At 70.1% G+C, this 23,586-nt stretch carries 22 protein-coding genes and 1 pseudogene; 3 read left to right on the plus strand and 20 right to left on the minus strand.

All coding sequences use genetic code 11. From position 1 onward, the window contains the following. Positions 1–7: 7 nt before the first annotated feature. The 4 genes from NF4_RS29910 to NF4_RS29925 form a co-directional block, all read right to left on the minus strand. Positions 8–436, minus strand: coding sequence for a nuclear transport factor 2 family protein (locus NF4_RS29910; RefSeq protein WP_063130718.1), 429 nt, complete (start codon positions 434–436; stop codon positions 8–10). Positions 437–481: 45 nt separating this feature from the next. Continuing rightward, positions 482–985 (minus strand): DnaJ family domain-containing protein, encoded by a 504-nt coding sequence (locus NF4_RS29915; RefSeq protein WP_063130719.1) that lies wholly within the window; start codon positions 983–985, stop codon positions 482–484. 90 nt (positions 986–1,075) lie between these two features. Next, on the minus strand, positions 1,076–2,443 hold the full coding sequence (locus NF4_RS29920) for a hypothetical protein (RefSeq protein WP_063130720.1): 1,368 nt from the start codon (positions 2,441–2,443) through the stop codon (positions 1,076–1,078). A gap of 207 nt (positions 2,444–2,650) precedes the next feature. After that, positions 2,651–3,529, minus strand: a complete 879-nt coding sequence (locus tag NF4_RS29925; protein WP_063130721.1) for an alpha/beta hydrolase fold domain-containing protein — start codon at positions 3,527–3,529, stop codon at positions 2,651–2,653. A 249-nt stretch (positions 3,530–3,778) separates the two neighbouring features. On the opposite strand from NF4_RS29925, the gene NF4_RS29930 reads away from it, so the two are divergent. After that, positions 3,779–4,030 (plus strand): hypothetical protein, encoded by a 252-nt coding sequence (locus NF4_RS29930; protein ID WP_063130722.1) that lies wholly within the window; start codon positions 3,779–3,781, stop codon positions 4,028–4,030. Between the two features lie 69 nt (positions 4,031–4,099). Here the strand turns inward: NF4_RS29930 and der are convergent, their stop codons facing one another. The 10 genes from der to steA form a co-directional block, all read right to left on the minus strand. After that, complete coding sequence (gene der, locus NF4_RS29935; protein ID WP_063130723.1) at positions 4,100–5,527, minus strand: ribosome biogenesis GTPase Der; 1,428 nt, start codon at positions 5,525–5,527, stop codon at positions 4,100–4,102. Next, on the minus strand, positions 5,524–6,222 hold the full coding sequence (gene cmk / locus NF4_RS29940; protein WP_063130765.1) for a (d)CMP kinase: 699 nt from the start codon (positions 6,220–6,222) through the stop codon (positions 5,524–5,526). The genes der and cmk overlap by 4 nt, the downstream gene beginning before the upstream one ends. A 65-nt stretch (positions 6,223–6,287) precedes the next feature. Then, complete coding sequence (locus tag NF4_RS37065; RefSeq protein ID WP_084533624.1) at positions 6,288–7,592, minus strand: pseudouridine synthase; 1,305 nt, start codon at positions 7,590–7,592, stop codon at positions 6,288–6,290. Positions 7,593–7,601: 9 nt separating this feature from the next. Next, on the minus strand, positions 7,602–8,258 hold the full coding sequence (gene scpB / locus NF4_RS29950; protein ID WP_063130724.1) for an SMC-Scp complex subunit ScpB: 657 nt from the start codon (positions 8,256–8,258) through the stop codon (positions 7,602–7,604). A gap of 148 nt (positions 8,259–8,406) precedes the next feature. Further along, a complete protein-coding gene (locus tag NF4_RS29955; RefSeq protein WP_063130725.1) occupies positions 8,407–9,312 on the minus strand; it encodes a segregation and condensation protein A in 906 nt (301 codons plus the stop codon). Next, positions 9,309–10,184, minus strand: coding sequence for a ParA family protein (locus NF4_RS29960; protein ID WP_051714501.1), 876 nt, complete (start codon positions 10,182–10,184; stop codon positions 9,309–9,311). Before NF4_RS29960 ends, NF4_RS29955 begins: the two co-directional genes overlap by 4 nt. Positions 10,185–10,446: 262 nt before the next feature. Beyond that, positions 10,447–11,388 carry a site-specific tyrosine recombinase XerD gene (gene xerD / locus NF4_RS29965; protein WP_063130726.1) on the minus strand — a complete coding sequence of 314 codons (942 nt, stop codon included), beginning with the start codon at positions 11,386–11,388 and terminating at the stop codon, positions 10,447–10,449. Positions 11,389–11,401: 13 nt separating this feature from the next. After that, positions 11,402–12,058, minus strand: a complete 657-nt coding sequence (locus tag NF4_RS29970) for an NUDIX domain-containing protein (RefSeq protein ID WP_063130727.1) — start codon at positions 12,056–12,058, stop codon at positions 11,402–11,404. Then, entirely contained in the window at positions 12,055–13,782 is a 1,728-nt protein-coding gene (gene pyrG / locus NF4_RS29975; RefSeq protein ID WP_063130728.1) for a CTP synthase, read from the minus strand. The genes NF4_RS29970 and pyrG overlap by 4 nt, the downstream gene beginning before the upstream one ends. A gap of 260 nt (positions 13,783–14,042) precedes the next feature. After that, positions 14,043–15,254: a putative cytokinetic ring protein SteA gene (steA, locus tag NF4_RS29980; RefSeq protein ID WP_063130729.1), complete on the minus strand. Its 1,212-nt coding sequence runs from the start codon at positions 15,252–15,254 to the stop codon at positions 14,043–14,045. A gap of 169 nt (positions 15,255–15,423) precedes the next feature. Here steA and NF4_RS29985 point away from each other — a divergent pair, with 169 nt between their 5' ends. Then, positions 15,424–15,843 carry an SRPBCC family protein gene (locus NF4_RS29985; protein ID WP_030521257.1) on the plus strand — a complete coding sequence of 140 codons (420 nt, stop codon included), beginning with the start codon at positions 15,424–15,426 and terminating at the stop codon, positions 15,841–15,843. Between the two features lie 247 nt (positions 15,844–16,090). Here NF4_RS29985 and recN read toward each other — a convergent pair whose 3' ends face one another. Genes recN through NF4_RS30010 form a run of 5 tightly spaced genes read right to left on the minus strand, consistent with a single transcriptional unit; the run spans position 16,091 to position 20,829 of the window. Next, positions 16,091–17,863 carry a DNA repair protein RecN gene (gene recN / locus NF4_RS29990; RefSeq protein ID WP_063130730.1) on the minus strand — a complete coding sequence of 591 codons (1,773 nt, stop codon included), beginning with the start codon at positions 17,861–17,863 and terminating at the stop codon, positions 16,091–16,093. Next, positions 17,841–18,815: an NAD kinase gene (locus NF4_RS29995; protein ID WP_063130731.1), complete on the minus strand. Its 975-nt coding sequence runs from the start codon at positions 18,813–18,815 to the stop codon at positions 17,841–17,843. Before NF4_RS29995 ends, recN begins: the two co-directional genes overlap by 23 nt. Then, the gene (locus tag NF4_RS30000) at positions 18,812–19,633 is read right to left on the minus strand and encodes a TlyA family RNA methyltransferase (protein ID WP_063130732.1); all 822 of its coding nucleotides are present in this window, start codon (positions 19,631–19,633) and stop codon (positions 18,812–18,814) included. Before NF4_RS30000 ends, NF4_RS29995 begins: the two co-directional genes overlap by 4 nt. 1 nt (position 19,634) lies before the next feature. After that, on the minus strand, positions 19,635–19,919 hold the full coding sequence (locus NF4_RS30005) for a hypothetical protein (RefSeq protein WP_063130733.1): 285 nt from the start codon (positions 19,917–19,919) through the stop codon (positions 19,635–19,637). Between the two features lie 13 nt (positions 19,920–19,932). Further along, complete coding sequence (locus NF4_RS30010; RefSeq protein ID WP_063130734.1) at positions 19,933–20,829, minus strand: HAD-IIA family hydrolase; 897 nt, start codon at positions 20,827–20,829, stop codon at positions 19,933–19,935. Positions 20,830–21,332: 503 nt separating this feature from the next. Between NF4_RS30010 and NF4_RS30015 the strand changes: the two genes are divergently transcribed. Next, positions 21,333–21,821 carry a GyrI-like domain-containing protein gene (locus NF4_RS30015; protein ID WP_063130735.1) on the plus strand — a complete coding sequence of 163 codons (489 nt, stop codon included), beginning with the start codon at positions 21,333–21,335 and terminating at the stop codon, positions 21,819–21,821. A gap of 10 nt (positions 21,822–21,831) precedes the next feature. Here the strand turns inward: NF4_RS30015 and NF4_RS37070 are convergent. Next, positions 21,832–22,818: pseudogene (locus NF4_RS37070) on the minus strand (tetratricopeptide repeat protein); the annotation flags it as partial. Positions 22,819–23,586 lie beyond the last annotated feature (768 nt).

The raw sequence follows: 23,586 nt of genomic DNA on the forward strand, positions 1-23,586 counted from the left end.
GGGCCACCTACTGCGCGAACGCGGCCTCGATGCCGTCGAACCAGGCCGCTTCCTCGAGCAGCCGGGTGCTGCGCCAGCCGTCGGGAGTCCGGATCAGGTCGTGGTTGTACCAGCCGCCGCAGGTGAACTGTTTGCCCGGGGACACGATCATCGGGTTGAAGAACATCGCCCGCACCTTCGCGGTGTCGCCGTCGAGGTCGACCGCGATATTGGAGATGAAATGCTGCGTCCGGGCGAACAGGTTCAGCTGTTCGGTCAGCCGGGCCACCACGGTGTCGAGATCGCCGACCGGGCCGCCGGCCGTGCTGTAGTCGATCTGCGCATCGGCAGTGAACACTGTGCGGTACAGCGCCCAGTCCAAGCTGTCGACGGCGGTGGCGTAGCGGGTGAGCAGATCGGTGATCTCGAGCCGATCGGCGAGGGTCGCTGAATCCATCCCTCCATACAACCGCACCGCCGCGGTGTCCGGGCGGGTTCGGTCTCAGCGGCTGCGAAAGATCCGATGCCACCAGCGCACTCGGGGTACGGGGCCGGGCCGGGCGGTATCCGGGCGCCGAACCGCCGCCGGAGCGTCCGCCTGGACGGCGTGCTCTCGCCATTCCCGGACGACCGCGTCCGCCTCGACGGGTGCTATCGGCACCTGCGGACCGGTGGGCAGCCGCAACCAGTCGACGATGCGCCGGTTGAGCTCGGCGACCGTCTCCCGTACCTCGTGTTCGGATGCGGCGCCGCGGACCGTCTCCGGTAACCGCTCCACATCACGGCGCAGCAACAGCGAAGGCGGCAGCATGGCGTCGCCGCTCACTCCTTCGCGACGTAGATAATCGCGCAACCACGCGTTCTCGTCGTGGTAGGGGTTCCCGGCACCCGGCAGCGGTTTACCGGCGCCGGTGAGGTTCTCGAAGTCGCCGCGTTCGGTGGCCTCCCGGATCTTGCGATCGACCCAGGACTCGAAGTCGACACCCACGGGTTTGCGCTCGGTCATCGTGCCTCCTCACCGTCTCCCACCACGGTAACGCTGCGCTCCGGCAGCGGCGCCGGGGGTGACCCGTGGTTGCACGGGTCACCCCCGGGCTCAGGCCCCGTTGGTGGAGGTGCTGCGGGCGCGGCCCGAACGGGCCCGGCGACGCTCCGCCTGGAGGTCGGCGAGCTCCTGCTCGAGGATATCGGCCACCCGGAACTGGCCGGTGTCGTAGCCGTCGGAGGAGCGCACGACGTCGAGGAACTCGTCGGTCTCCTTGTCTCCGGACATCTTGCCCTTGGTCTCCCCGGAACCGTTCCTGGCGCCGTCGGAAGAACCCTTACCCAATCCCGAGAGCTTCTTGGGCTTGGTCACCGGGAGTTTGTCGGTGGTATCGGCGGTTTTCGTCGTGGCCGAGTCCCCTTCGAACAGGGGCGAATTGGCGGCCATCTCATCGAGCAGCGAACTGGTCCGCCCGATCAACCCGGAAGTGACCTCCGCCAGATCCCCCGACCGGCGTTTTCCCGTATCACCGCCCTTGCCGTCCGACCTGAAGGCCGGGCCACTCGATGCGGAACCCGATGCCTTCGTACCGCCCGGCTCCAGCGCGGCCGGTTTCGCCTCGGACGCGACGGCCGGGAGTTCGGTCGCCAGCTTCGCGTGATCGAGCCGCAGGCTCACCCGGGGCAGGTTGTTGCGGATCTGGTCCGCGGGGTCGGGCAGCACGCGGACCTGTTCGGTGGCCCGCAGGATCGCCATACCGTAGCGACTGCTCGCCGCGTCGTGGATGAGCAGCGCGACACCGATCATCACCGGGGCGACCGCGTGCACGGCGGCGTCGTACCATTCGCCGAGTCTCAGATAGGGATAGGTGTTCAGTCCCACGGTCAGGGTGAGCAGCGCGATCTCCGCGGCGGCCACCTGTTTCCGGTTGTTGATCACCCCCCACTCCGCGACCTTGTTGGTGCCGATCATGATGATGATCAGGCAGACACTGATCATCGCTTCCAGCAGATAGCTGAACCAGAACAGCGGATCGGACGCACCGGTGGGGGCGATGTTCTGCTGCACGTTGACGGCCGACCAGAGCATCCCCGCACCGACCACACCGGCCAGCGCACGCAACGACCAGGATCGATGCCGGTACAGCGACGCGAGTTTGGCGTGCGGGCTGGACTCCCGGCGCTGAGCGGCGATGGCTTTACGGGCGAGCAAGAGGTCGCGCATATCCGCCTTCTCGATCTGCTCGGTGGTCTGCCTGGCCCGATCGTTGGCCGAGGCGACCGCTTGGATCTCCTTCCAGCGCTGCCCGCGCTCCTGTTCGCGGATGCGCTCGGCGAGCTCACGTTCGGCGCGTAGCTCCGATTCCGACAGTGCCTCGGTGAGGGCGGGGTCGAACTGGTAGGCCAGCCGGCCCCGCGCGTGTTCGACGCGCTGAGCCAGTTGCGTGACATCGTCCTCGAGTGGCGGTTCGACAGTCATTACGGCTCCCGCCTCGGGTGATTCGATGGCAGACAAGTAGTCACGCCGGGGTACGGTACCGCGCTTTGCTCCGCGATGCATCGTCACGGTCGAAACAAGCGAATTCCGTGGGTGTTCACAGGCTGTTCACGAGTTCCCCGGGCGGCCCGGCGTTTCCACGTCCGCGGGCACGCGTCACGCCCCGGCGACGGCTGCCGGCGTGGCCGCTCACAGGCCGTCCAGGGTGGTCAGGACCGCTTTCACCACGGGACGCGCCTCGGGGACCGGAGCGAGCGGATACACATGGAACAGGCCGGGTTCGGCGACGAGACGCACACGCCCGGCGGTACGTTCGGCGAACGCGCGCGCGTCGGGGTACAGGATGTCGTGCGTGCCGACGAAGAGATCCGTTTCCGGTAGCCCGTCCACCGGACCGTTGATCGGGCTGAGTTCCGGCAGCCCGAGGTCGTCCCCGCCGGCCCAGACGCGTCCCGCTTCGAGCAGACCGGGGCGCGCCAGCCACGGGTCGTCCGCCTGCACCCGGTCGATCTCCGGCGCGGACAGGCGCATATCGAGACACGGCGCGAACAGGATCAGCCGCGCCGGGCCGGGCAGTCCGGCATCCGGCAGCGCCTGGGCGAGCAGCAGCGCCAAGGTGCCACCGGCGGAATCCCCGGCGAGCACCACCCGCCCGGGATCCACCGCACCGATCACCTCTCGGTACACCGCGAGCAGATACGGCCGCGCCGACCGGTAGGTATACCGCGGAGCCAGCGGATAGACCGGCACCTCGACCCGGTGCCCGGCCGTGACGAGCCGATCGATGAACCGCCAGTGCCACCAGCTGATCTCCCGGAAGAAGCTACCGCCGTGCAGATAGATCACGACCTTCCCGGACTCCGGCGCCGTCCGGGGTGTCACGCGGTAGCAGGGGAAGCCGTCGACGAGGCGGTCTTCGACCCGGTGCCGGCGCCGCAGCCGCCGCGGCGGGAGGTGGGTGCCGGCGGGTTCGGCCATGGCGATCCGGGCCTTCTCCGCGGTCGCCATACCGCGTCGACGGGTGACCCGCAGGAACACCGACAGCGCCCGGGCGCGGCGACTGACCATGAATGTCTTCTCCCTCCGTATCCGCCCGCCGGACGGAACCGGGCCGGGCCCGGCTCTCCGGAGCATATTCCGATGCGTCCACCGGCGCGGGCGCGTTACCTTCGTCGCATGTGCGAGGACAGGTCATACCGGTACCGGACGCACTACGTCTGCCCCGCGTGCCGGATATCGCAGAAACGCTGGAGTCGCCGGCCCGGGGCGGATCCACGTTCGGCCGTGCGGTACGGTTGCCCCCGTTGTGGATTCGAAATGTACTGCGCCGGACCGGACTTCGCCGCACCCGGACGAAACGACCGCGCTACCTGGTCGGTGGTCGCCGCGGTCCTGAGCGCCGGTGTGCGATACGACGGCTACGACAGCTGCGGATGCGGCCGGGATCGGAAATTCCGTCCGCGCACCCGCGCCGAACTCCGGGCCCGCCGCGAGTACGCAGCGCGGCACGAGCTACCGCTGGCCGACGCCCTGTCCCGGCGCGACCCCTGGCGCGCCTCCCCGCGGTAGTGGCCGAACCTAGGGCACCGGCCGGAAACGCCGGTGCTCACCCGCCGTGGCGGCAGGTGAGCACCGGATTCACTTCTTGGCGCGCTTCTCCCGGATCCGGACCGAGATCCGCACCGGCGACCCGTCGAACCCGAACTCCTCGCGCAGCCGCCGCTCCAGGAACCGGCGATAACCGGCCTCCAGGAACCCGGTGGTGAACAGGACGAAGGTCGGTGGCCTGGTAGTGGCCTGGGTGGCGAAGAGCACCCGGGGCAGCCGCCCGCCGCGCATGGGCGGCGGTGTCGCGGCGACCACCTCTTTCAACCAGGTGTTCAGGCGGCCGGTCGAAATCCGTTTGTCCCAGGATTCCAGCGCGGTCTCCATGGCCGGGACGAGCTTCTGCACCGCCCGGCCCGTATGCGCGGAGATATTGACCCGCTGCGCCCACGGCACCCGCACCAGATCGCGATCGACCTCGCGCTCGAGTTGGAGACGGCGGTCCTCGTCCACCAGATCCCATTTGTTGAACGCCAGCACCAGGGCCCGCCCGGAGTCGGCGACCAGGCTGATCACCCGCAGATCCTGTTCGGTGATGGGCTGCGCGGCGTCGATCAGCATGATCGCCACCTCGGAGGCCTCCAGCGCCGATTTGGTGCGCAACGAAGCGTAGTACTCGGTACCGCTGGCATTGGCGACCTTGCGCCGCAGCCCCGCGGTATCGACGAAACGCCAGACCTTGCCGCCCAGTTCCACCAGCGAATCGACCGGATCGACGGTCGTGCCGGCGATATCGTGCACCACCGACCGCTCGTCACCGCTCAGCTTGTTCAGCAGGCTCGATTTACCGACGTTCGGTTTCCCGACCAGCGCCACCCGGCGCGGCCCGCCGCCGGGCCCGCCGAGTTCCCGCGGGGTCTCCGGCAGCACTTCGAGCACATCGTCGAGCAGGTCACCGGTCCCGCGGCCGTGCGCGGCGGAGACCATACGCGGCTCCCCGAGCCCCAGCGACCACAGCGCCGCCGCATCGGCCTCCAGGCGCTGGTCGTCGACCTTGTTGGCGACCAGGATGACCGGTGTCTTCGCCCGCCGCAGCACCTTCACGGCGGCCTCGTCGGTGGCGGTCGCGCCGACCACCGCGTCGACCACCAGCACAATGGCATCGGCGGTGTTCATGGCGAGTTCGGCCTGCCGCGCCACCGACTGCTGCAGTCCCTTGGCGTCCGGTTCCCAGCCGCCGGTGTCCTGCACCCAGAAACGGCGGCCCGCCCAGTTGGCCTCGTAGGAGACCCGGTCCCGGGTCACCCCCGGCACATCCTCGACCACGGCTTCGCGGCGGCCCAGAATGCGGTTCACCAGTGTCGATTTACCGACATTCGGGCGGCCGACCACGGCCAGGGTGGGCATCGGCACATGATCGGCGGCCTCGGCGTCACCGGCGAGATCGGTGAGCTCCCAATCCGATTCGTCGCTCCAGACGCCGTCGCCGGCAAGTACGTCACTCACGGTGTCCCCGCTCATCCGGCAACTCCCCGGCTGCGCGCCGCGGCACGATCCCGCGGCCGGTCCAACTGCCGGCCGACCTCGCGGTACAGCTCCTCGATGGTCTCGTCCATGGTCAGTTCGCTGGTGTCGACCTGCACCGCGTCCTCGGCCCGCCGCAGCGGCGATACCGCACGCGTCGAATCGAGGCGGTCACGGCGCTCCACATCGGCGAGCACCCCGGCATAGTCGTCCCCACGGCCCTCGGCGATGTTCTGCTGATTACGCCGATGGGCGCGCGCCTGCGCGGACGCGGTCAGGTAGATCTTGGCGTCGGCGTCGGGCAGGACGGTGGTGCCGATATCGCGGCCCTCGACCACGATCCGGCCCGCGCTCACCGCGATCTCGCGCTGCAGCGCCACCAGTTGCTCCCGGACCTCCGGCACCGCCGAGACGGCCGATACCGCCGCGGTGACCTCGGATCCGCGGATCTCGGTACGCACATCGTCACCGTCGAGTTCGATCAGTTCCCGTTCGGGATCGGTACCGATCCGCAACGGCATATCGGTGACCGTCGCGGCCACCGCGGCGGAATCCGCCGGGTCGACCCCCGCACGCAGCACCTGCAGCGTGGCGACCCGGTACATGGCGCCGGTATCGAGGTAGCGGGCCGAAAGCCGCGCCGCCAGCCGCCGCGACACACTGGACTTACCGGTCCCCGAAGGACCGTCCATCGCGACGACCAGGGACCGGTCGCGGGCCGGATCCACGACGACCCCCACCGGAGCTTCCACACCGTTCACAAAGACACCGCCTCGTAGAGTTTGCCGATTTCATCGCGCCCCAGCACGCGTAGCGTGCCCGGACGCTGGTCGTTCAGGACGACCGGGCCGATATGGGTGCGGACGAGCCTGGTCACCGGGTGCCCGACCGCGTCCAGCAGCCGCCGCACGATATGTTTGCGCCCCTCGTGCAACACCACTTTCACCAGGGAACGTCCCGCGTCGACCTCGAGCACCTGGAAGCGGTCCACCTTGGCCGGTCCGTCGTCGAGCTCCACGCCCTCACGCAGGATCTTGCCGATCGAACGGTGCACTTCGCCCTGCACGGTCGCCAGGTAGGTCTTGGACACCTCGTAGGAGGGGTGCATCAGCCGGTGCGCGAGGTCACCGTCATTGGTGAGTAGCAGCAACCCCTCGGTATCGGCGTCCAACCGGCCGACATGGAACAACCGCTGCCCGGCCGCGACCCGCTCGGCGACGATATCGCCGACACAGGGCCGGCCCAGATCGTCGGACATGGTGGACTGCCAGCCCTTGGGCTTGTTCAGGGCCAGGTGCACCAGTTCCTCGCGCACCACCACCCGGGTCCCGTCCACCCGCACCACGGCGTTCTCCGGGTCGATGCGCAGGCCCTGCTCGCGCACGATGATGCCGTCGACCTCGACGCGGCCCTGCTCGATCATCTCCTCGGCGGCCCGGCGCGAAGCCACCCCGGCCTTGGCCAGCACCTTCTGCAGGCGTTCACCCTCGCCCCAGGGCAACTTCTCGTGACCGGATTCACCCGATTCCACATGCTGATGCCGAGCCGGTTTCGCATTGTTCAGCTGCGGGGCGCTGCTCCCGGAACGAGCGCTCTGGGTCTTGCGGGCCGTACCGCCGCCCGGGCGGCCGCCGGCCCGCGATCCGGCGGCGCCACTCCGGCCCGCCGCCGTCGAGCCGCCACGGCCCGTCCCCGCGGAACCACCGCGACCCGCGCCGGCCGATCCGGTCCGGGCCGATCCCGCGGGGCCACCGCGACCCGTCCCGCCCGAACCCGCCCGGCCCGGGGTCGCGAAGTCACCGCGACCACCGGCGGTGCGGGCGCCGCGTCCTCCGGACGACGATTCCGCACTTGCGGGACGCCCGGAACGCGGCAGCTGGTCACTGCGGGCCCCCCGTTCGGAACTTCGCGGCCCCCCGGTACGGCCGGTGCGGGGCGTATCACTGCCACCGCGGCGGGCGTCCCCGGTACGGGGGGCGCCGCGGCCGCGACCGGCCCGGCCGGCCTGGTCGCCACTTTTCCTACGATCCGGTATGCCATCTCGGCGAGCGGGTGTTTTCACGTTTTCCTGTCAATCCTCGGCGCCGAGTTTCAGATCCTCCTCGGCGGGTTTTCGCAGCCTGGTGTAGCGGGGGTCCGTCTCCAGACTGTCGTTGATCTCATCGATCAGGTCCACCCCCGGCAACAGGGGCGCCAATGGCGGCAGATCGCTCAGCGACGCCAATCCGATCCGTTCCAGGAACAGTTCGGTGGTGCCGTACAGCGTGCCGTTGGTTTCCGGGTCGGTGCCCGCCTCGGTGATCAATCCCCTGGCCAGCAGGGTGCGCATCACACCGTCGACGTTGACACCGCGCACCGCGCTGACCCGAGCCCGGGTCACCGGCTGACGGTATGCCACCACCGCCAGCGTCTCCAGAGCCGCCCGGGTCAACTTCGACCGGGCGCCGTCGAGCAACATACGCTCCACATACGGTGCGTACTCGCTGCGAGTATAGAAGCGCCACCCGTCCCCGGCGAAACGCAGATCGATTCCGCTGCGCCGGGCGGCCAGTTCCGCCGACATCTCCCGCAGGGTGCGCTCCACCCGCTGCGGGGTCTCCTCCAGCGCGGTGGCCAGCTGCTCCACCGGCGCCGGAGTGTCCACCACGAGCAGCAACGCCTCGAGTGCGGCCCGGAATTCGTCGTCGTCCAACGGCTCGAGCGCGATATCGGTCACAGCCTCGGTCATGCTCTGTCCTCCACGTACGTGCGAGAGCCCGATTTGGTCACGCTGCGCTCCCGCCTTCCGGTCCCGGCTCGTTCGTGCTCTGTCCGCCGCGGGCGCGTGGCGGCTCCCGCGCGGCCGTGTTGCACCTCCGCCTCCGGGCCCGACTCGCTCATCCGTAGTCCTCTTCTATGGTCACCGGCACGGCACCGCCGTGCTCGTCGTCGCCGATCCAGCGCACGGCGAGCGGGCCCAGCGGGTCGGGCTGGTCGAACTCGATCGTCTTACCCCGATACAGCTCGAGCAACGCCAGGAACCGCGCCACGATCTGGATCGGCGCCGCGCAATCGGCCACCAGGTCGGCGAACGTGGCCCAGACCCCCACGCCCCGGGCGCGCAGCCGTTCCAGCACGAGCGTCGCCTGCTCCGCCACCGATATCGCATGCGCGTGCAGGTGGTCCAGGCCCACGGTCGGCACCGGCCGCGGCCGGAACGCCGCCGCCGCGATCTCGGCGAAACCGGCCGCGTCCACCCCGAGGGTGACCTCCGGCAGCAGACTCGCGAACCGCTCCTCCAACCCGACACTGCGCGGATACCGGCGCAGCGCGGCCGCCTCCAGTTCCGCTAGCAACTCGGCGACCTGCTTGAACGCCCGATACTGCAGCAGCCGGGCGAACAGCAGATCCCGGGCCTCGAGCAACTCCAGATCGTCGGGGTCGGTCACCTCGCCCGAGGGCAGCAGCCGTGCCGCCTTCAGATCGAGCAGGGTCGCCGCCACCACCAGGAACTCGGTGGTCTGATCCAGGATCTTGTCCGTGCGCAGCGAATTGCCCGGCTGGTTCAACGCGGCGGTCAATGCCTTGGTGTAGGCGATGAACTCGTCGGTGACCTTGTGCAGCGCCACCTCGGTCACATCGAGACGGCGTTGCGAGATCAGCTGGAGCAGCAGGTCGAACGGGCCCTCGAAATTGCTCAACCGCAGATGGAAACCGGACTTCTCCGCTGCCGCACCCGCCGGATCCGCGGGTGCGGCGGGTGCGTTGCTCGTCGACGATGCCGGCCGGGGCGGCCCGCTCACCGCCCGGACCGGTGGATGACTTCCCGTGCCATCGCCCGATACGCCTCGGCGCCACTGGATTTCGGCGCCCACGTGGTGATCGGTTCACCGGCGACGCTGGCATCCGGGAACCGGACCGTCCGCGCGATCGCGGTGTCGTAGACGAGTTCCCCGAAGACCTCCACCACCCGCGCCATCACCTGGCGGGAATGCAGCAACCGGGCGTCGAACATGGTCACCACGATGCCGTACAGGCTCAGCCGCGGATTCAGCCGGTCCCGGACCTTTTCCACGGTGTCGTTGAGCAGGGCCAGCCCACGCAACGAGAAGTACTCACATTCCATCGGGATGATCACCCCGTCGGAGCAGGCGAGCGCGTTCACGGTGAGCAGACCGAGCGACGGCTGGCAATCGATGAGGATGTAGTCGTAACGGTCGCGGATCGGTTCCAGCGCACGGCCCAGCGACTGCTCGCGGCCGACCTCGTTCACCAACTGGATCTCGGCCGCCGACAGGTCGATATTGCTGGGCAGCAGATCCAGATTCTCGACCTTGGTCTGCATGAGCACGTCGTCGGCGCTCACCGGCGCCCCGATGAGCAGATTGTGCACGGTCAGGTCCAGATCGTGGTGTGCCACACCCAGACCCGCCGACAGCGCGCCCTGCGGATCGAGATCCACCAGCAGTACCCGGCGTCCGTATTCGGCCAGCGCCGCCCCCAGATTGATCGTCGACGTGGTCTTACCCACCCCGCCTTTCTGATTGCACATCGCCACGATGAGCGCATTGCCCTCGTGCGACGGCTCGGGCGGATCCGGGACCGCACGCAGGGGCCGCCCCGTCGGCCCGAGCGCAGCGTCGGCAGGAACGGGTTCGGGGCCCGCGCCCCACACAGACGCGGCGCGATCGTCGCTCTCGGCGCCCTTGGGCGAGTCCGCCGATCCGGCTGTCGTCACGATCCGCTGCTCCTTATACGTTCCTACCTGTCCGTCACCTCGTAGAGCGTAACGAGGCCGATCAAGGCACGGTCTCGCTTTCGCCACGGTCCGGCTAGTCCTAGACGCTACCGGTTGACCCCACTCGAGCGCCGCGTGTATCCGCGGCGTGTTGGTGTTCACGGCGTGGCCTGCGGAGTCGCGCGGCGAACACACCCACTCACCTGGCCCGCGGGTGGGCCGTCGCCCAGACCTCGCGCAGCGTCCCCACCGTGACCAACGTGTAGATCTGGGTGGTGGTCACCGACGCGTGGCCCAGTAGTTCCTGGACGACCCGCACATCGGCGCCACCGTCGAGTAGATGGGTGGCGAACGAATGCCGCAGAGTGTGCGGGGAGACCGTGGCGGTGATCCCGGCGTGCTCGGCGGCGCGCTGGAGCACCTGCCAGGCACTCTGCCGCGACAGCCGGCCGCCGCGCACATTCAGGAACAGCGCGGCCGCCGCGCCGGGTGTATGCCGGCGGGCGCGGGCCGCGAGGGCGGGCCGGCCGCGCACCAGGTAGGCGTCCACCGCGGCCAGCGCGGGGCGGCCGATGGGCACGATCCGCTGTTTACCGCCCTTACCGCGCAGGACGACCGCCCGGTCGTCGAGGTCGATGTCGTCGATATCGAGGCCGACGGTCTCGGAGATCCGCGCACCGGTCGAGTAGAGCAGTTCCAGCATCGCCCGGTCCCGCAACCCACGCGCCGCGGCTTCGCCACCGGCCCCGGCGCCGGCATCCGCCGCGTCCAGCAGCCGCAACACCTGATCCACCGGGAGCGCTTTGGGCAGTCGCTGGCCCACCATCGGTGGTTTGACGGCATGCGCGACATCGGCGCTGGTCAGCCCTTCGGCAGCCGCGAACCGGTGCAACCCGCGCACCGCGATCAATGCCCGCGCCACCGAGCCCGGCGCCAGCGGGGGATGCTGCGCGCCACCGGCCCGCAGCGCGACCGCGAACTCGGTGATATCGCGTTCCGCGACCGACGCCAGGTCGGCGCGACCGCGTTCGCTCAGGAACTCCCGGTACCGGGACAGGTCCCGGCGGTACGCGGAGAGGGTGCTGCGCGCGGCACCCCGCTCCACGGCCAGATGGTCCAGGAAGATATCGACCTCCCGCACCGCCGGCCCCTGGTCAGTCCGTGTCCCGCTGCGCGGCCTGGCGGCGCAGCAGGGCGTCCGGTTGTCCCGGCCACGGCGCGTCGGCCGGCCGCAGCGGCAGGCCGGCGGCGTCGGCAGCGCTCAACGCCAGCAGACCGGCGACGGCGGTGGCGTTCACGATCGTCCCGGCCAGCGCCGCGCGGACCGCCTCGGCGACCGGCATCCGCACCAACTCCAGGTCGGCTTCCTCGTGTTCGGGCGCCGGTCGTTCGGTGTCGCTGAGCCCGCGCGCCAGATACACGCGCAGCGCCTCGTCGGTGAAACCCGGCGACAGCGCGACATCCACCAGCACCGACCAGTCCCGCGCGGCCAGGCCGGTTTCCTCGGCGAGTTCGCGGCGTGCGGCCTGCAGCGGATCCTCGCCCTGGATGTCGATCAGGCCGGCCGGGAGTTCGAGCAGCCGCTCCCCGAGCGGATGACGGTACTGGCGGATCAGCACCACCCGGCCGTCGTCGTCGACCGCGACCACGGCGACCGCACCGTGGTGTTCGACGACCTCGCGTTCCACGACCCGCCCGTCCGGCATCTCCACCCGGTCCACCCGCAGCGCCAGGATCGCCCCCGAGTACACGATCCGGCTGTCGACCGTCGCGAAGGCGTGACTGCCGGGCGCCGGGTTCGCGGGGGTCACGACACCCGCTCGGAGGTACCGGCCAGTTCTTCTTCACCGGGGATATCGACCGGCAGCCGTTCGGCCAGTTTGTACCGCAGCGCGGCGGCGATCAGTTCGGCGAACAGCGGATGCGGCCGGGTCGGCCGGCTCTTCAGCTCCGGATGGGCCTGGGTGCCGACGAAGAAGGGATGGATATCGGCGGGCAGTTCGACGAACTCCACCAGATGCCCGTCCGGGGACGTGCCGCTGAACCGCAACCCGCTGGCGGCGATCTTGTCGCGGTAGGCGTTGTTCACCTCGTAGCGGTGCCGGTGCCGTTCGGAGACCTCGGTGGCGTGGTAGGCCCGGGCCACCACAGATCCCTTCTCCAGTACCGCCGGATAGGCGCCGAGCCGCATGGTGCCGCCCAGATCGGCCTCCCCGGCCACGGCCTGTTCCTGGTCGGCCATGGTGGAGATCACCGGGTGCTCGGTCTCCGGTTCGAACTCGGCGGAGTTGGCGTCGGCCAGGCCCACCGACCGCGCGGCCTCGATGACCATGCACTGCAGGCCCAGGCACAGCCCGAGCAGCGGCAGCCCACGGGTACGGGCGTGGTGGATGGCACCGACCTTGCCTTCGATCCCCCGGATCCCGAATCCGCCGGGGATGAGGACCGCGTCCACATCGCGCAGGGCGGCCTGCGCGCCGGCCGGGGTCTCGCAATCGTCGGACCGTACCCAGCGCAGTTTCACCTTGGCCCGATGCGCGAAACCACCGGCCCGCAGCGCCTCGGTGACCGACAGGTAGGCATCGGGCAGGTCTACGTACTTGCCGACCAGCGCGACCTCCACCGTCTCCCGCGGCGCATGGACGCGGTCGAGGAGATCGCCCCAGATCGTCCAGTCCACGTCCCGGAACGGCAGCCCGAGTTTGCGCACGACGTAGGCGTCGAGGGCCTCCCGGTGCAGCACCTTGGGGATGTCGTAGATCGACGGCGCGTCGGGGGTGGAGATACAGGCGTCGACTTCCACATCGCACATCAGCGCGATCTTGTTCTTCAGGCCGGCCGGTACCTCGCGGTCACAGCGCAGGATCAGCGCGTCGGGCTGGATACCGATACTGCGCAGCGCGGCCACCGAGTGCTGGGTGGGTTTGGTCTTGAGCTCGCCCGAGGGGGCCAGATACGGAACCAGCGAAACGTGCAGGAAGAAGACATTGTCGCGGCCGACGTCGTGGCGGATCTGCCGGGCCGCTTCGAGGAACGGCTGCGATTCGATATCGCCCACCGTGCCGCCGATCTCGGTGATCACCACATCCGGTTCCTGCCCCTGCAGGTCCGGGCCGCGCATGGCCAGGATGCGCGCCTTGATCTCATCGGTGATGTGCGGGATGACCTGCACGGTATCGCCGAGGTACTCGCCGCGCCGTTCCTTGGCGATCACCGACGAGTACACCTGACCGGTGGTGACGTTGGCGTCCCGGGAGAGGTCCCGGTCGAGGAAACGTTCGTAGTGCCCCACATCGAGGTCGGTCTCGGCCCCGTCCTCGGTCACGAACACCTCGCCGTGCTGGAACGGATTCATGGTGCCGGGATCGACATTCAGATAGGGGTCGAGTTTCTGCATGGTGACCCGTAGCCCCCGCGCGGTCAGCAACTGACCGAGGCTGGAGGCGGTGAGACCCTTACCGAGTGAGGAGGCCACGCCACCGCTGACGAAAATATGCTTGGTGGCAGCCCGCGCCTGAATCCGTGTATGACCCACGGGTCTTCACGGTAACACGAAACCCGGGCGACGATCGACCGCCACCCCCGGTTAACCACCCGATCGCCGTATCCTCCCGGCAGCGCGATCGGGATGCGGAGCAGAAACCGGCCACCCCTGTCCCGGCGGTACCACCGGCCACTTCTCTCACAGGTCGGCGCGCGGGCGTCGCGGGACCGCCCGCTCCCCGCGATGCTGCGTGATTGCGCGAGCAGCCCGGATACCGCGTCGCATCCGGGCGCCGGCCGCGGTGCCCCGCTCTACCCGGGCCGGCTCAGCGTCTCCCGCACCCACAGATCGGCGCGGTGCAGCAGGTCCTGCACCGGCGCGAGCACCTCGCTCCCGTGGCCGGCGGCCAGCACCGCCACGATCAGCACGACGAGCGCGGCCAGGACCAGCAGCGCCATCAGCGTCCCGGACACCCGGCTCCGGTACAGCGTGGCCACCGCGGTGGCGTCCATGATCGCGCCCCCGACCTTCAGACGCGTCAGGAATGTCGCGGGGTTGCTGTCCCGGCGGCACCGATCGAAGAATTCCTCCAGGGAGGCGGGTGCGCCCGCCGTGACGATGAGCGCGGCGCCGCGGTGATGCGCGAGCAGCAGCGCCAGGTCGGCGGGCGTCCCGGAGCACGGGAAGGTGATCGCGCCGATCCCGAGTTCCTTGACCCGATCCAGCCCCTCCGCGTAACCGTCCAGTTCCGCCGGCACGATCAGCTCCGCGCTGCCGGTGAGGATTTTCGCGGGGAGCAGCTCGGGGTTGGCGACGATCAGATCCAGCCGGTATCCCGCACGCCGGACGGCCTCCGCGCCCTGCCCCACCCCGATCATGATCGGGGCGTACTCCTTGATGAAGGGTTTGAGCTTTTTCAGGTCCTCGACATGTCCGGGCCCGTCACCGACCACCACCACCTGCCGGCCGTTCAGGTCCAGATCCGTATCGGGCACCCCGATACCGTCCATGAGCAGCGACGATTCGGTCCGGATGAAATCGAGGGTGCCGCCGGCGAAGGCTTCGAGATGGCCGGCGAGACCGTTGCGCGCTTCCGACAGCCGGTCGGCCACCGCGGTTTCGTCGAGTTCGAGGCATTCGACCAGTACCTCGGGTGCCCGGCGGGTGAGGCGGTCGGCGTAGACGACCCCGTTCTCGATCCGCACCTTCGCGCCGTCCTTGATCCGCCCGAAGGCGTCGGAGGTGACCGTATCCAGCAGCAGCACGCCGCCGGCCACCAGGAGTTCGGGTCCCGGGTTGGGGTAGCGCCCGGAGATCGAGGGCGAGGTGTTCACCACCGCCGCCACCCCGGACGCGAGCAGCCGGTCGGCGGTGACCTGGTCCAGGTCCATTTCGTCGAGGACCGCGATATCACCGGGTTCCACGCGTTCGAGCAGCCGCCGGGTATCACGGTCGACCCGGGCGGTGCCGGTCCGGCCGGGCAGCGTCTCCGAATTCTTCGACAGCAGCGCCAGCATCCTCATGCAGCGATGATCGCCGTAAACCCTCAACCATTGGTGGAGACACGCCGCGATTCGATACGCGACGGCTATCGATCGGTTACCGGGCGCGCCGGGCGGCCTCGCCGCAGTACGGAAATCCACTGCCGTGCGCCGTAAGCTGCCCGGGACAGCTATACGAAGAGGAGTCTCCATGGCCAGCACCACCGTCGATACCGTGATCGCCGCCCCGCGCGCGACCGTGTACCGGCTGTTCGCCGACCGCGAGAGCATCGATCCGTTCCTTGCGGTGAACGTCACGCTCGTCACACCGGGCACCACCGAACGAGAAGGCGTCGGTGCCCGGCACAAGATCGGAATCGGCCCGGTCGGGGTGGTCGAGGAGATCACCGCGCTGGTGCCGAACGAGCGGATGGAGTACAAGATCGTCAAAGGCGCCCCGGTGAAGAGCCATACCGGCGTCATCACCTTCGCCGACGCCGACAACGGCACCCGGGTCACCTACACGATGACCTCCGACCCGTCGCTCCCCGTCCCGGCCAAGGTGCTCGAGATCGGCCTCAAAGGCTTGATCAACCAGTTCATCTCCGCCGCGCGCAAAGCCGTCGACTGACCTGCCGGCACGGGGTCGGGGGCCGCGCTGCCGCCCGCCGGGCGAGACCCTCGGCCGGTACCGGCTCCCTCCGGCAGTTCGGCAGTCGGTATCGGTCCACGTCCCGGCATCGACGACGGGTCCGTCACCGACTTCGGGCGGACGCGTTGGTGGTACGCGTGGCATAGGTACCGCCGCCGGCCCGGTTCTACGGTCACTTCGGTGTGGCTGAGCACCGCTCGGCACCGCGGACCGGGAAGACCACCGGTCAGTACGCCGCCATCCGCTCGGCGCGGGCGGTGTTCAGCAACTCCCAGGCATGCGCGCGGCCGGTCTCGGTATCGTCGAGCCCGGCCAGCATGCGGGCCAGCTCCACGATCCGCTCGTCCTGGGTCAGCGCCCGGACCCCCGAATTCACGGCGCCCTCGCCGTCATCGGATTTATTGACCACCAGATGCGTATCGGCGAATGCCGCCACCTGCGCCAGATGCGTCACCACGATGACCTGATGGGTGCGTGCCAGCCGGGCCAGCCGCCGCCCGATCTCCACCGCCGCCCGGCCGCCGACACCCGCGTCCACCTCGTCGAACACCATTGTCGCCCCGTGCTCGGCACCGGCCAGCACCACCTCCAGGGCCAGCATCACCCGGGACAGCTCACCGCCGGACGCGCTCTTGCTCAACGGCAGCGACTGCGCACCGGAATGCGCGGCCAGCCGGAACTCCACCTCGTCCACCCCGGCCGGGCCCGCGTGCAGTTCGGCGCCGTCGATCAGCAGCGGCGCGGAATCCTGCGCACCGGCCGGCAGCGGCCGCACCTCGACCTCCAGCCGCGCCTTGCCCATGGCGAGCCCGCTCAGTTCCTCGGTCACCGCCGCCGCCAGATCACCCGCGGCGGCGGTCCGCGCCTGCGACAGTTTCACCGCCGCGACCCGCACCCGTTCCGCACCCGCCTCGACCTCGGCGGTCAGCGCCGCGAGGGTCTCCTCCGAGACATCCAGCGAATCCAGCCGGGTCCGTGCCTCCTCCGCCCACGCGATCACGCCGTCGATATCGGGTGCGTATTTACGGGTCAGCGATTTCAACTCCGCCTGTCGCGACAGCATGGATTCCAGCGCGCCGGGGTCCGACGGCAGATCCGACAGGTAACCACTCAGTTCGGTGGTCAGATCCACCACCACCGCGATCGCCTCCGCCAGCCGTGGTGACAGCGCCGCCAGCGCCGGATCCTCGGCGCCCTCCACCCGGGAGCGGGCCACGCCGAGCGCGTCCAGTGCCCCGACCCCTTCGCCGGCGTTGTCGGCCGGACCGGCGAGCGCCTCGTGTGCGGTCGCCGCCGCCTCCCGCAGCGAATCCAGATCGCTGAGTCGCCGGATCTCCGCGACCAGGCGCTCGTCCTCTCCCGGCTCCGGCGCGACGGCGTCGATTTCGGCCAGCGACTGGGTGAGCCGTTCGGCCTCGGCCGCCATCTCCCGGCCGCGCGCGGTGCGTTCCAGCAGCGTCGTCCGGGCATCCAGCCAGGCACGGCGGTGTTCGATGTAGTCCCGCAGCAGCGGCCCCACCGTCGCGTCGGCGAACTGGTCCAGCGCGTGCAACTGCTGTTCGGGACGCTGTAATCGCAACTGGTCGTTCTGGCCGTGCACGGTGAGCATCGGCGCGGTGAAATCGGCCAGCACCGAAGCCGGTACGCCACGACCGCCCAGATGCGCCCGGGACCGCCCGTCGCTGCCGACCGTGCGGATCGCGATCACCGTACCGTCGTCGTCGGCAACGGCCGCCGCCGATTCCAGCACCCGCTCCGCCTCGGCACGTGCGGACTCGTTCACCTCGTCGAGCGTGAACCGGCCCTCCACGACCGCGCGATTCGCGCCCAGCCGGACCCGTCCGGCATCGGCGCGCGCACCGCTCAGCAGGTGCAGACTGGTGACCACCATCGTCTTGCCCGCTCCGGTTTCCCCGGTGAGCACAGTCAGCCCTTCGTGGAATTGCGCGGTGGCCGTCGAGATGACGCCCAGTCCGTCAATTCTTATCTCTGTCAGCACGTGTGCCCTCCGTTCGCCGCCGGCCCCGCCAACCCGTGACCGGCAGCTCGAACTTGCGCACCATCCGATCCGCGAACGGCGCGGAATCCAGCCGCACCCACCGCACCGGCTCGGCACCCCGGACCGCTTCGACCCGGCCGCCCCGCGGCAGTGCGAGGGTGCGCCTGCCATCCAGGAAAACTATCGCATCATGGCCGGTGGCAACGGATTCGACCGCGATCAGTGAATCCGGGCTGGTGACCAGGGGGCGGGCGAACAGAGCGTGCGCATTGCTCGGAATCACCAGCAGCGCTTCCAATTCCGGCCACACCACCGGCCCGCCCGCGGAGAAAGCATACGCCGTCGATCCGGTAGGGGTCGCGACAAGGATCCCGTCACAACCGTAGGACGAGACCGGTCGCCCGTCGACTTCGAGCACCACTTCGAGAACACCCATCCGGGCCGCGTTCTCGATACTGGCCTCGTTCAGCGCCCAGCCCCGTTCGATGATCTCGTCGTCGAGCCGGATATTGACGTCCAGGGTCATCCGCTCTTCGACGCGGTAGTCGCGCCGGACGACCTGTGCGAGCGCCTCGTCCAGATTCTCCGCCTCGGCCTCGGTGAGAAATCCGATCCGGCCCAGGTTGATACCCAGCACCGGCACCGTCACCTGCCGGGCCAGTTCCGCACCGCGCAGCAGCGTGCCGTCGCCGCCGAGCGCCAGCACCATCTCACAGCCCAGAGCCGCGTCCGGTTCGTGGGCGACCACCTGCACCGGATATCCGCAGGGGTCGGTGATCGGCTCGGTACCGGCGTCGAATCGGGTGCTGTAGGCCTCATCCGCCAGCACCCGCAACCCGATTCCGGCCTCCGCACAGATCTTCGCGACCCGATGCGCCGTCTCGCTGATCTCGGCCCGTCCGGGATGGGAGACCAGCAGGATCTCCCGCGGCCGGGACGCCTCCGTGTTCACTGTGGCCCCTCCTCGACGGCCCGCCGCACCAGTTCCCCCACCTCGTCGGCGGTGTAGCTCGCCGACTCGTCCCGGCGCAGCCACAGAAAGTATTCGACATTGCCGGACGGACCCGGCAACGGACTGGCCACCACGCCGCGGGTCTGCAACCCCAGATCCGCGGCAGCGGCGGCGACCGAGCACACCGCGTCGGCCCGCAGTTGCCGATCCCGCACCACCCCGCCGGATCCGACCCGGTCCTTGCCGACCTCGAACTGCGGTTTCACCATCGGCAGCAGATCGGCGCCCGGCACCACGCAGCCCGCCAGCGCGGGCAGTACCAGGGTCAGCGCGATGAACGAGAGATCGGCGACCACCAGGTCCACCGGCCCGCCGATATCATCGGCGGTCAGGCTCCGCACATTGGTCCGGTCGTGCACGCGCACCCGGTCGTCGGTACGCAGCCTCCACACCAGCTGGCCGTAACCCACGTCGACCGCGACCACTTCGCGCGCCTCCCGGCTGAGCAGCACATCGGTGAAACCGCCGGTCGACGCCCCGGCGTCGAGGCAGCGCCGGCCCGCGACCCGCAGCCCCCGCGGTTCGAACGCCTCCAGCGCGCCCAGCAGTTTGTGCGCCCCACGCGAGGCCCAGGCGACCTCGTCGACCTGTTCCTTGACCACCAGTGGAGTACCGGTCTCCACCGCGGTCGCCGGTTTCACCGCGACGGTGCCGTTGATCAGCACCCGTCCGGCGCCGATCAACTCCACCGCGTGTTCCCGTGACCGTGCCAGACCACGGCGGACCAGTTCCGCGTCCACCCGCGCCCGCCTGGCCACCTCAGATCTTGTCCACCGTGGCCAGCGCCCGCACCAGCACTTCGTGTGCCTGGTCCAGGATGTGCGCACGGCGGGCCAGATCGGCACCGACGGACTCGTCCCCGGTCGCGCCTCCGGTATTCGGCACGGGCCCGAGTTCGGCGAGCAGGTCGCGCACTTCCGCGCGGATCCGTTCCGGGTCGGCGGGTTCACCGTGCCCGGCGGCGCCGGGTAGATGCCGACCGGGCAGCGGCACTCCGGAGCGGGCGGTGCCGGGAGTGTTCGGGCGGGGAGTCGGGGTAGTCATCGTGGGCTCAACGCTATCGGATTTCCGAACGGGGCGCGCGCACCGTCAGCGCCCGGCCCGGGTACGCCCGCAGTTGCTGGCGTACATCCTCGGGGGCGACGAGGCCCGGCACCGGCGGTTGCCGCAGGGCGTCCAGGCTATCGGCGACGTAGGTGGGCAGTTCCTCTTCCGGCAGGCCGGTCAGTTCGTCGGCCGTACTGACCCCGGTCAGTACGAGCAGTGAATCCAGATCCACGGCTTGCGCACCGGAGATATCGGTGTCGAGCCGGTCACCCACGACCAGCGCCGCGCGCGTCTCCGCCCGGATCAGCGCATCTTCGAGCAGCGGCGGATATGGTTTGCCGGCCACCACCGGTTCCAGATCGGTGGCGGCCCGCAGCGCCGCGACCATCGCGCCGTTGCCCGGCGCGAGTCCGCGCTCGTTCGGCAGCGTCCGGTCGGTATTGGCCGCCACCCACACCGCTCCCGCCCGCAACGCGTAGGCCGCCTCGGCCAGGTCCGGCCAGGCCGTCTGCGGCGAATGCCCTTGGACGACCGCCGCCACCGTCTCCGTCGCCCGGCGCACCGGTTGCAGACCGGCCGTCTTGATCTCCGCCGCCAGATCGTCGGAGCCGACGACCAGCACCTCCGATCCGGGCACCAGCCGCTCGGCGAGCAACCGGCTCGCCGCCTGCGCGCTGGTCACCACATCCGCCTCCGTAGCCGGATACCCCAGCTCGGCCAGGTGGGCCGCCACGCTGCCCGCCGCCCGGCTCGCGTTGTTGGTGACATACACCGATCGCTGGGTCCCGCCGGCCAGCGCCTCGGGCGCACCGTCGATCACGTCGGCACCCCGGTAGAGGGTCCCGTCCAGATCCAGTAGCAGCGCCTCGTACCTGTCCCGCAACGGTGTCTCGCTCGCTTCCCGCACACCCGGACCCTACGTCCTGCCCCCGACGTCCCGGACACCCAGCCGCTTCCGCGGCCCACACGGCCACCCCGATGGACCGGCGACCAACGTGCTGGCCGGTTGCGGGTGTCGATCCCGGCCGGGCTGCGGGTGTCGATGTCCGCCGCCCGGGCACTACCGGATAGCACTTGCGCCGCGGTGGCAGACATAGTGGAGGGTTCCGGTTGCCTGGCCGGCGTAGCGCGGCGCCGATCATCTCGGCGGTGCCGGCCGGTCCACTCTTCTTCTTCACGCCCACTCGCCCGCGAATCCCGGTCCGCAGGCATTGCCCCGGCAGAGCCCGCCCGCTCAGCACGGCCCGGTCGACGACTCCCGGCACGCCGGGGACGGCAGACGTCCCGTCCGTCGTCCCCGGCCGCGGTGAACACGGTGGGCGAACACCGATGAATTCCCGCGCCGCGACCCGTCGGATCGGATAGAGGCCGACCCGCAGCGGCCGACCGACGACCGCATCGAGGAGAACCGTGACTGCCGACCCAGCCGACCGCACAGCCGAACCCGAACTGCTCGAGATCGCCGAGACGATCACCGCCGTGGTGCGCGGCCGGGTGGCGCCGGCGCAGACCATCTCGTTCTTCGACACCTCGTTCGGCATCCTGCCGCCGGCCCTCGCCGCGCAGGAGGCCGTGATCACCGGCCCGGCTCTGTCCCGGTGGGGAACCGCCTCCGAGGAGGCCACGGAACTGGAGGTGGGCTTTCCCGTAGACCGGCGGATCAGCCCCGACGGGGACGTCGTCCCCGGTGTGCTCCCGGCCGGCCGGGTCGCCCGCGTGGTGCATTACGGCGCGTTCGACGCGCTGGGCGTCACCTGGGAGCGCCTGCACGGCTGGATCACCGAGCAGGGCCTGGTTCCGGGAGCCGACCGCTGGGAGGTCTACCTCACCGAACCCGATCCGCATATGGACCCGGCCGATTTGCGGACCGAGCTCAACTGGTCGGTCACGCGGCCCTGACAGCCGTAGGTCAGGCCTCGCCGGTCAGTTCGGCCGCGCGCTCCTCGGCATCGGTTTCGCCGTCGAGGTCCGCGGCGGCCGCGTTGAAGAACCAGGTCTGCCCCTCATCGGTACGACCGGCCGCGACCAGCGCGTCGGCGTAGGCATAGAACAGCCGCGCGGGACCCGCCCCGGTGCGGGACGGGTCGAGGTCGGAGGTCTGTAAGGTCACCACGGCCTGGTCGTACTGACCGAGGTCCATCCGCGCGCCCGCGACCACGATACGCAGTTCGATCGCCTCGTCGCCGGTCAGCGCCCGGCCCTCATCGCTGCGGCCTATTTCGATCGCGCGTTCGGGTCGGCCGAGACCGCGTTCGCAGTCCGCCATCACCGCGAGCAGGCCGGACCCGCCCGCCATCCGCCGCGCCGCACGCAGCTCGGACAAGGCTTCGGCCCATTCCCCGGCGTGATAGGCGACGACGCCGGCGGTCTCCCGCACGACAGCGATCCGTCCGGCCCGCTGCCGCGCGGCCCGCGCGTGGGCCAATGCCAGCTGCGGATCGTCGTCGAGAACCTGCACGGCCATGGCCAGATGCCGGGCAACGGTTTCCGCATTGCCCTTGTCCAGGCTCAGCAGGTCACGCCGGATCGAAGTATCCAGATCACCGGCCTGGACCTCGTCGGGAAGATCGGGCTCGTCGGGACGCGGCGGGCGGCGATCGGTCCCACGGCCCCCACCCTCACCGCCCCGACGCCGAGGCGCTCCGCCGTCGCCACCGCGAGAGAATCCCGGACCGCTGTTGCTGCTCTCCACCGGACCCACCCGGTCCCGGCGCGGCCGGTCGCTCCCGCGGTCCGGCCGATCGGACGCACCGCGCCCACCGAAACGACGCTCCTCGCTCCCACGCTCCGACCCACCACGCCCGCCGAAGCGGCGGTCGTCGGCACCCCGATCGGGCCGGTCGGAGCCAGCCCGTCCACCGAAACGACGCTCATCGGCACCGTGAGCGGACTGCGCGGACGGGCGCCCACCGAACCGGCGGTCGTCCGCACCGCCCCGGCTGTCCGCGCGCCCGGCGCCGCGATTGTCCCGGCCTCGATCCGAGTCACCGAATGAAGAGCGCCCCTGTGACCGGAAGTCCCCGCGCTCACGCGTTCCGTACTCCCGCTTGTCACCATCCGGGCGCGACTGCGGACGCGGACCGCGGGATCGATTGTCCTCCCAGTTCGACCGTGCCCCTTCGGCCCGGAAACCCGAGCGGCCTCCCGCCCGGTCGGCGCCGCGGTCGCGCTGCCCCGCAGATCCGGTCCGCTCCTCGCGGCCGGCGCGATCCGCCCGTTGCGCATCGCGGGGCCGGTCACCACCGAATCCGCTACCGCCGGACCCGGGCCGTCCACGTCCCGCGCCCCTGGCGTCCGGTTCGCTGCTCCGGCGGGCATCGCCGCGATTGTCGTCCCGGCGGAAACCACCCCGGCCACCCGAAGGGCCGGTGTCTCCCGCACCGCCGGAATCGCCACCCGAGCGCCTGCCGTCACCGGCGCCCTCGCCGCGACGGAAGCCGGCATCGGGTCCGGAAGAATTGCGCCGGAACGGTTTCCGGCCATTGTTCTGTTCCGGCACGGCGGGTCCCTCTCTCGGTTACCAGACTGGATCAATGGAGTGCGCCGGCGACACGGTCGAACCGCCGACAATGGTGGATTTGTGCTCACACCAAGTTTACGGGCCATATCACCGTAGGCAGAAATGCAGGTAGGGGACCCACGAATGGGTCCCCTACCTTGAAAG

The organism is Nocardia fusca NBRC 14340, from assembly GCF_001618425.1.
Taxonomy (GTDB): domain Bacteria; phylum Actinomycetota; class Actinomycetes; order Mycobacteriales; family Mycobacteriaceae; genus Nocardia; species Nocardia fusca.

Excerpts from the sequence above, each read along its gene's own strand:
- NF4_RS29910 (WP_063130718.1), bottom strand. The coding sequence starts at position 436 with ATGGATTCAGCGACCCTCGCCGATCGGCTCGAGATCACCGATCTGCTC.
- NF4_RS29915 (WP_063130719.1), bottom strand. The coding sequence starts at position 985 with ATGACCGAGCGCAAACCCGTGGGTGTCGACTTCGAGTCCTGGGTCGAT.
- NF4_RS29920 (WP_063130720.1), bottom strand. The coding sequence starts at position 2,443 with ATGACTGTCGAACCGCCACTCGAGGACGATGTCACGCAACTGGCTCAG.
- NF4_RS29925 (WP_063130721.1), bottom strand. The coding sequence starts at position 3,529 with ATGGTCAGTCGCCGCGCCCGGGCGCTGTCGGTGTTCCTGCGGGTCACC.
- NF4_RS29930 (WP_063130722.1), top strand. The coding sequence starts at position 3,779 with ATGTACTGCGCCGGACCGGACTTCGCCGCACCCGGACGAAACGACCGC.
- der (WP_063130723.1), bottom strand. The coding sequence starts at position 5,527 with ATGAGCGGGGACACCGTGAGTGACGTACTTGCCGGCGACGGCGTCTGG.
- cmk (WP_063130765.1), bottom strand. The coding sequence starts at position 6,222 with ATGGACGGTCCTTCGGGGACCGGTAAGTCCAGTGTGTCGCGGCGGCTG.
- scpB (WP_063130724.1), bottom strand. The coding sequence starts at position 8,258 with ATGACCGAGGCTGTGACCGATATCGCGCTCGAGCCGTTGGACGACGAC.
- steA (WP_063130729.1), bottom strand. The coding sequence starts at position 15,254 with ATGAGGATGCTGGCGCTGCTGTCGAAGAATTCGGAGACGCTGCCCGGC.
- NF4_RS29985 (WP_030521257.1), top strand. The coding sequence starts at position 15,424 with ATGGCCAGCACCACCGTCGATACCGTGATCGCCGCCCCGCGCGCGACC.
- NF4_RS30005 (WP_063130733.1), bottom strand. The coding sequence starts at position 19,919 with ATGACTACCCCGACTCCCCGCCCGAACACTCCCGGCACCGCCCGCTCC.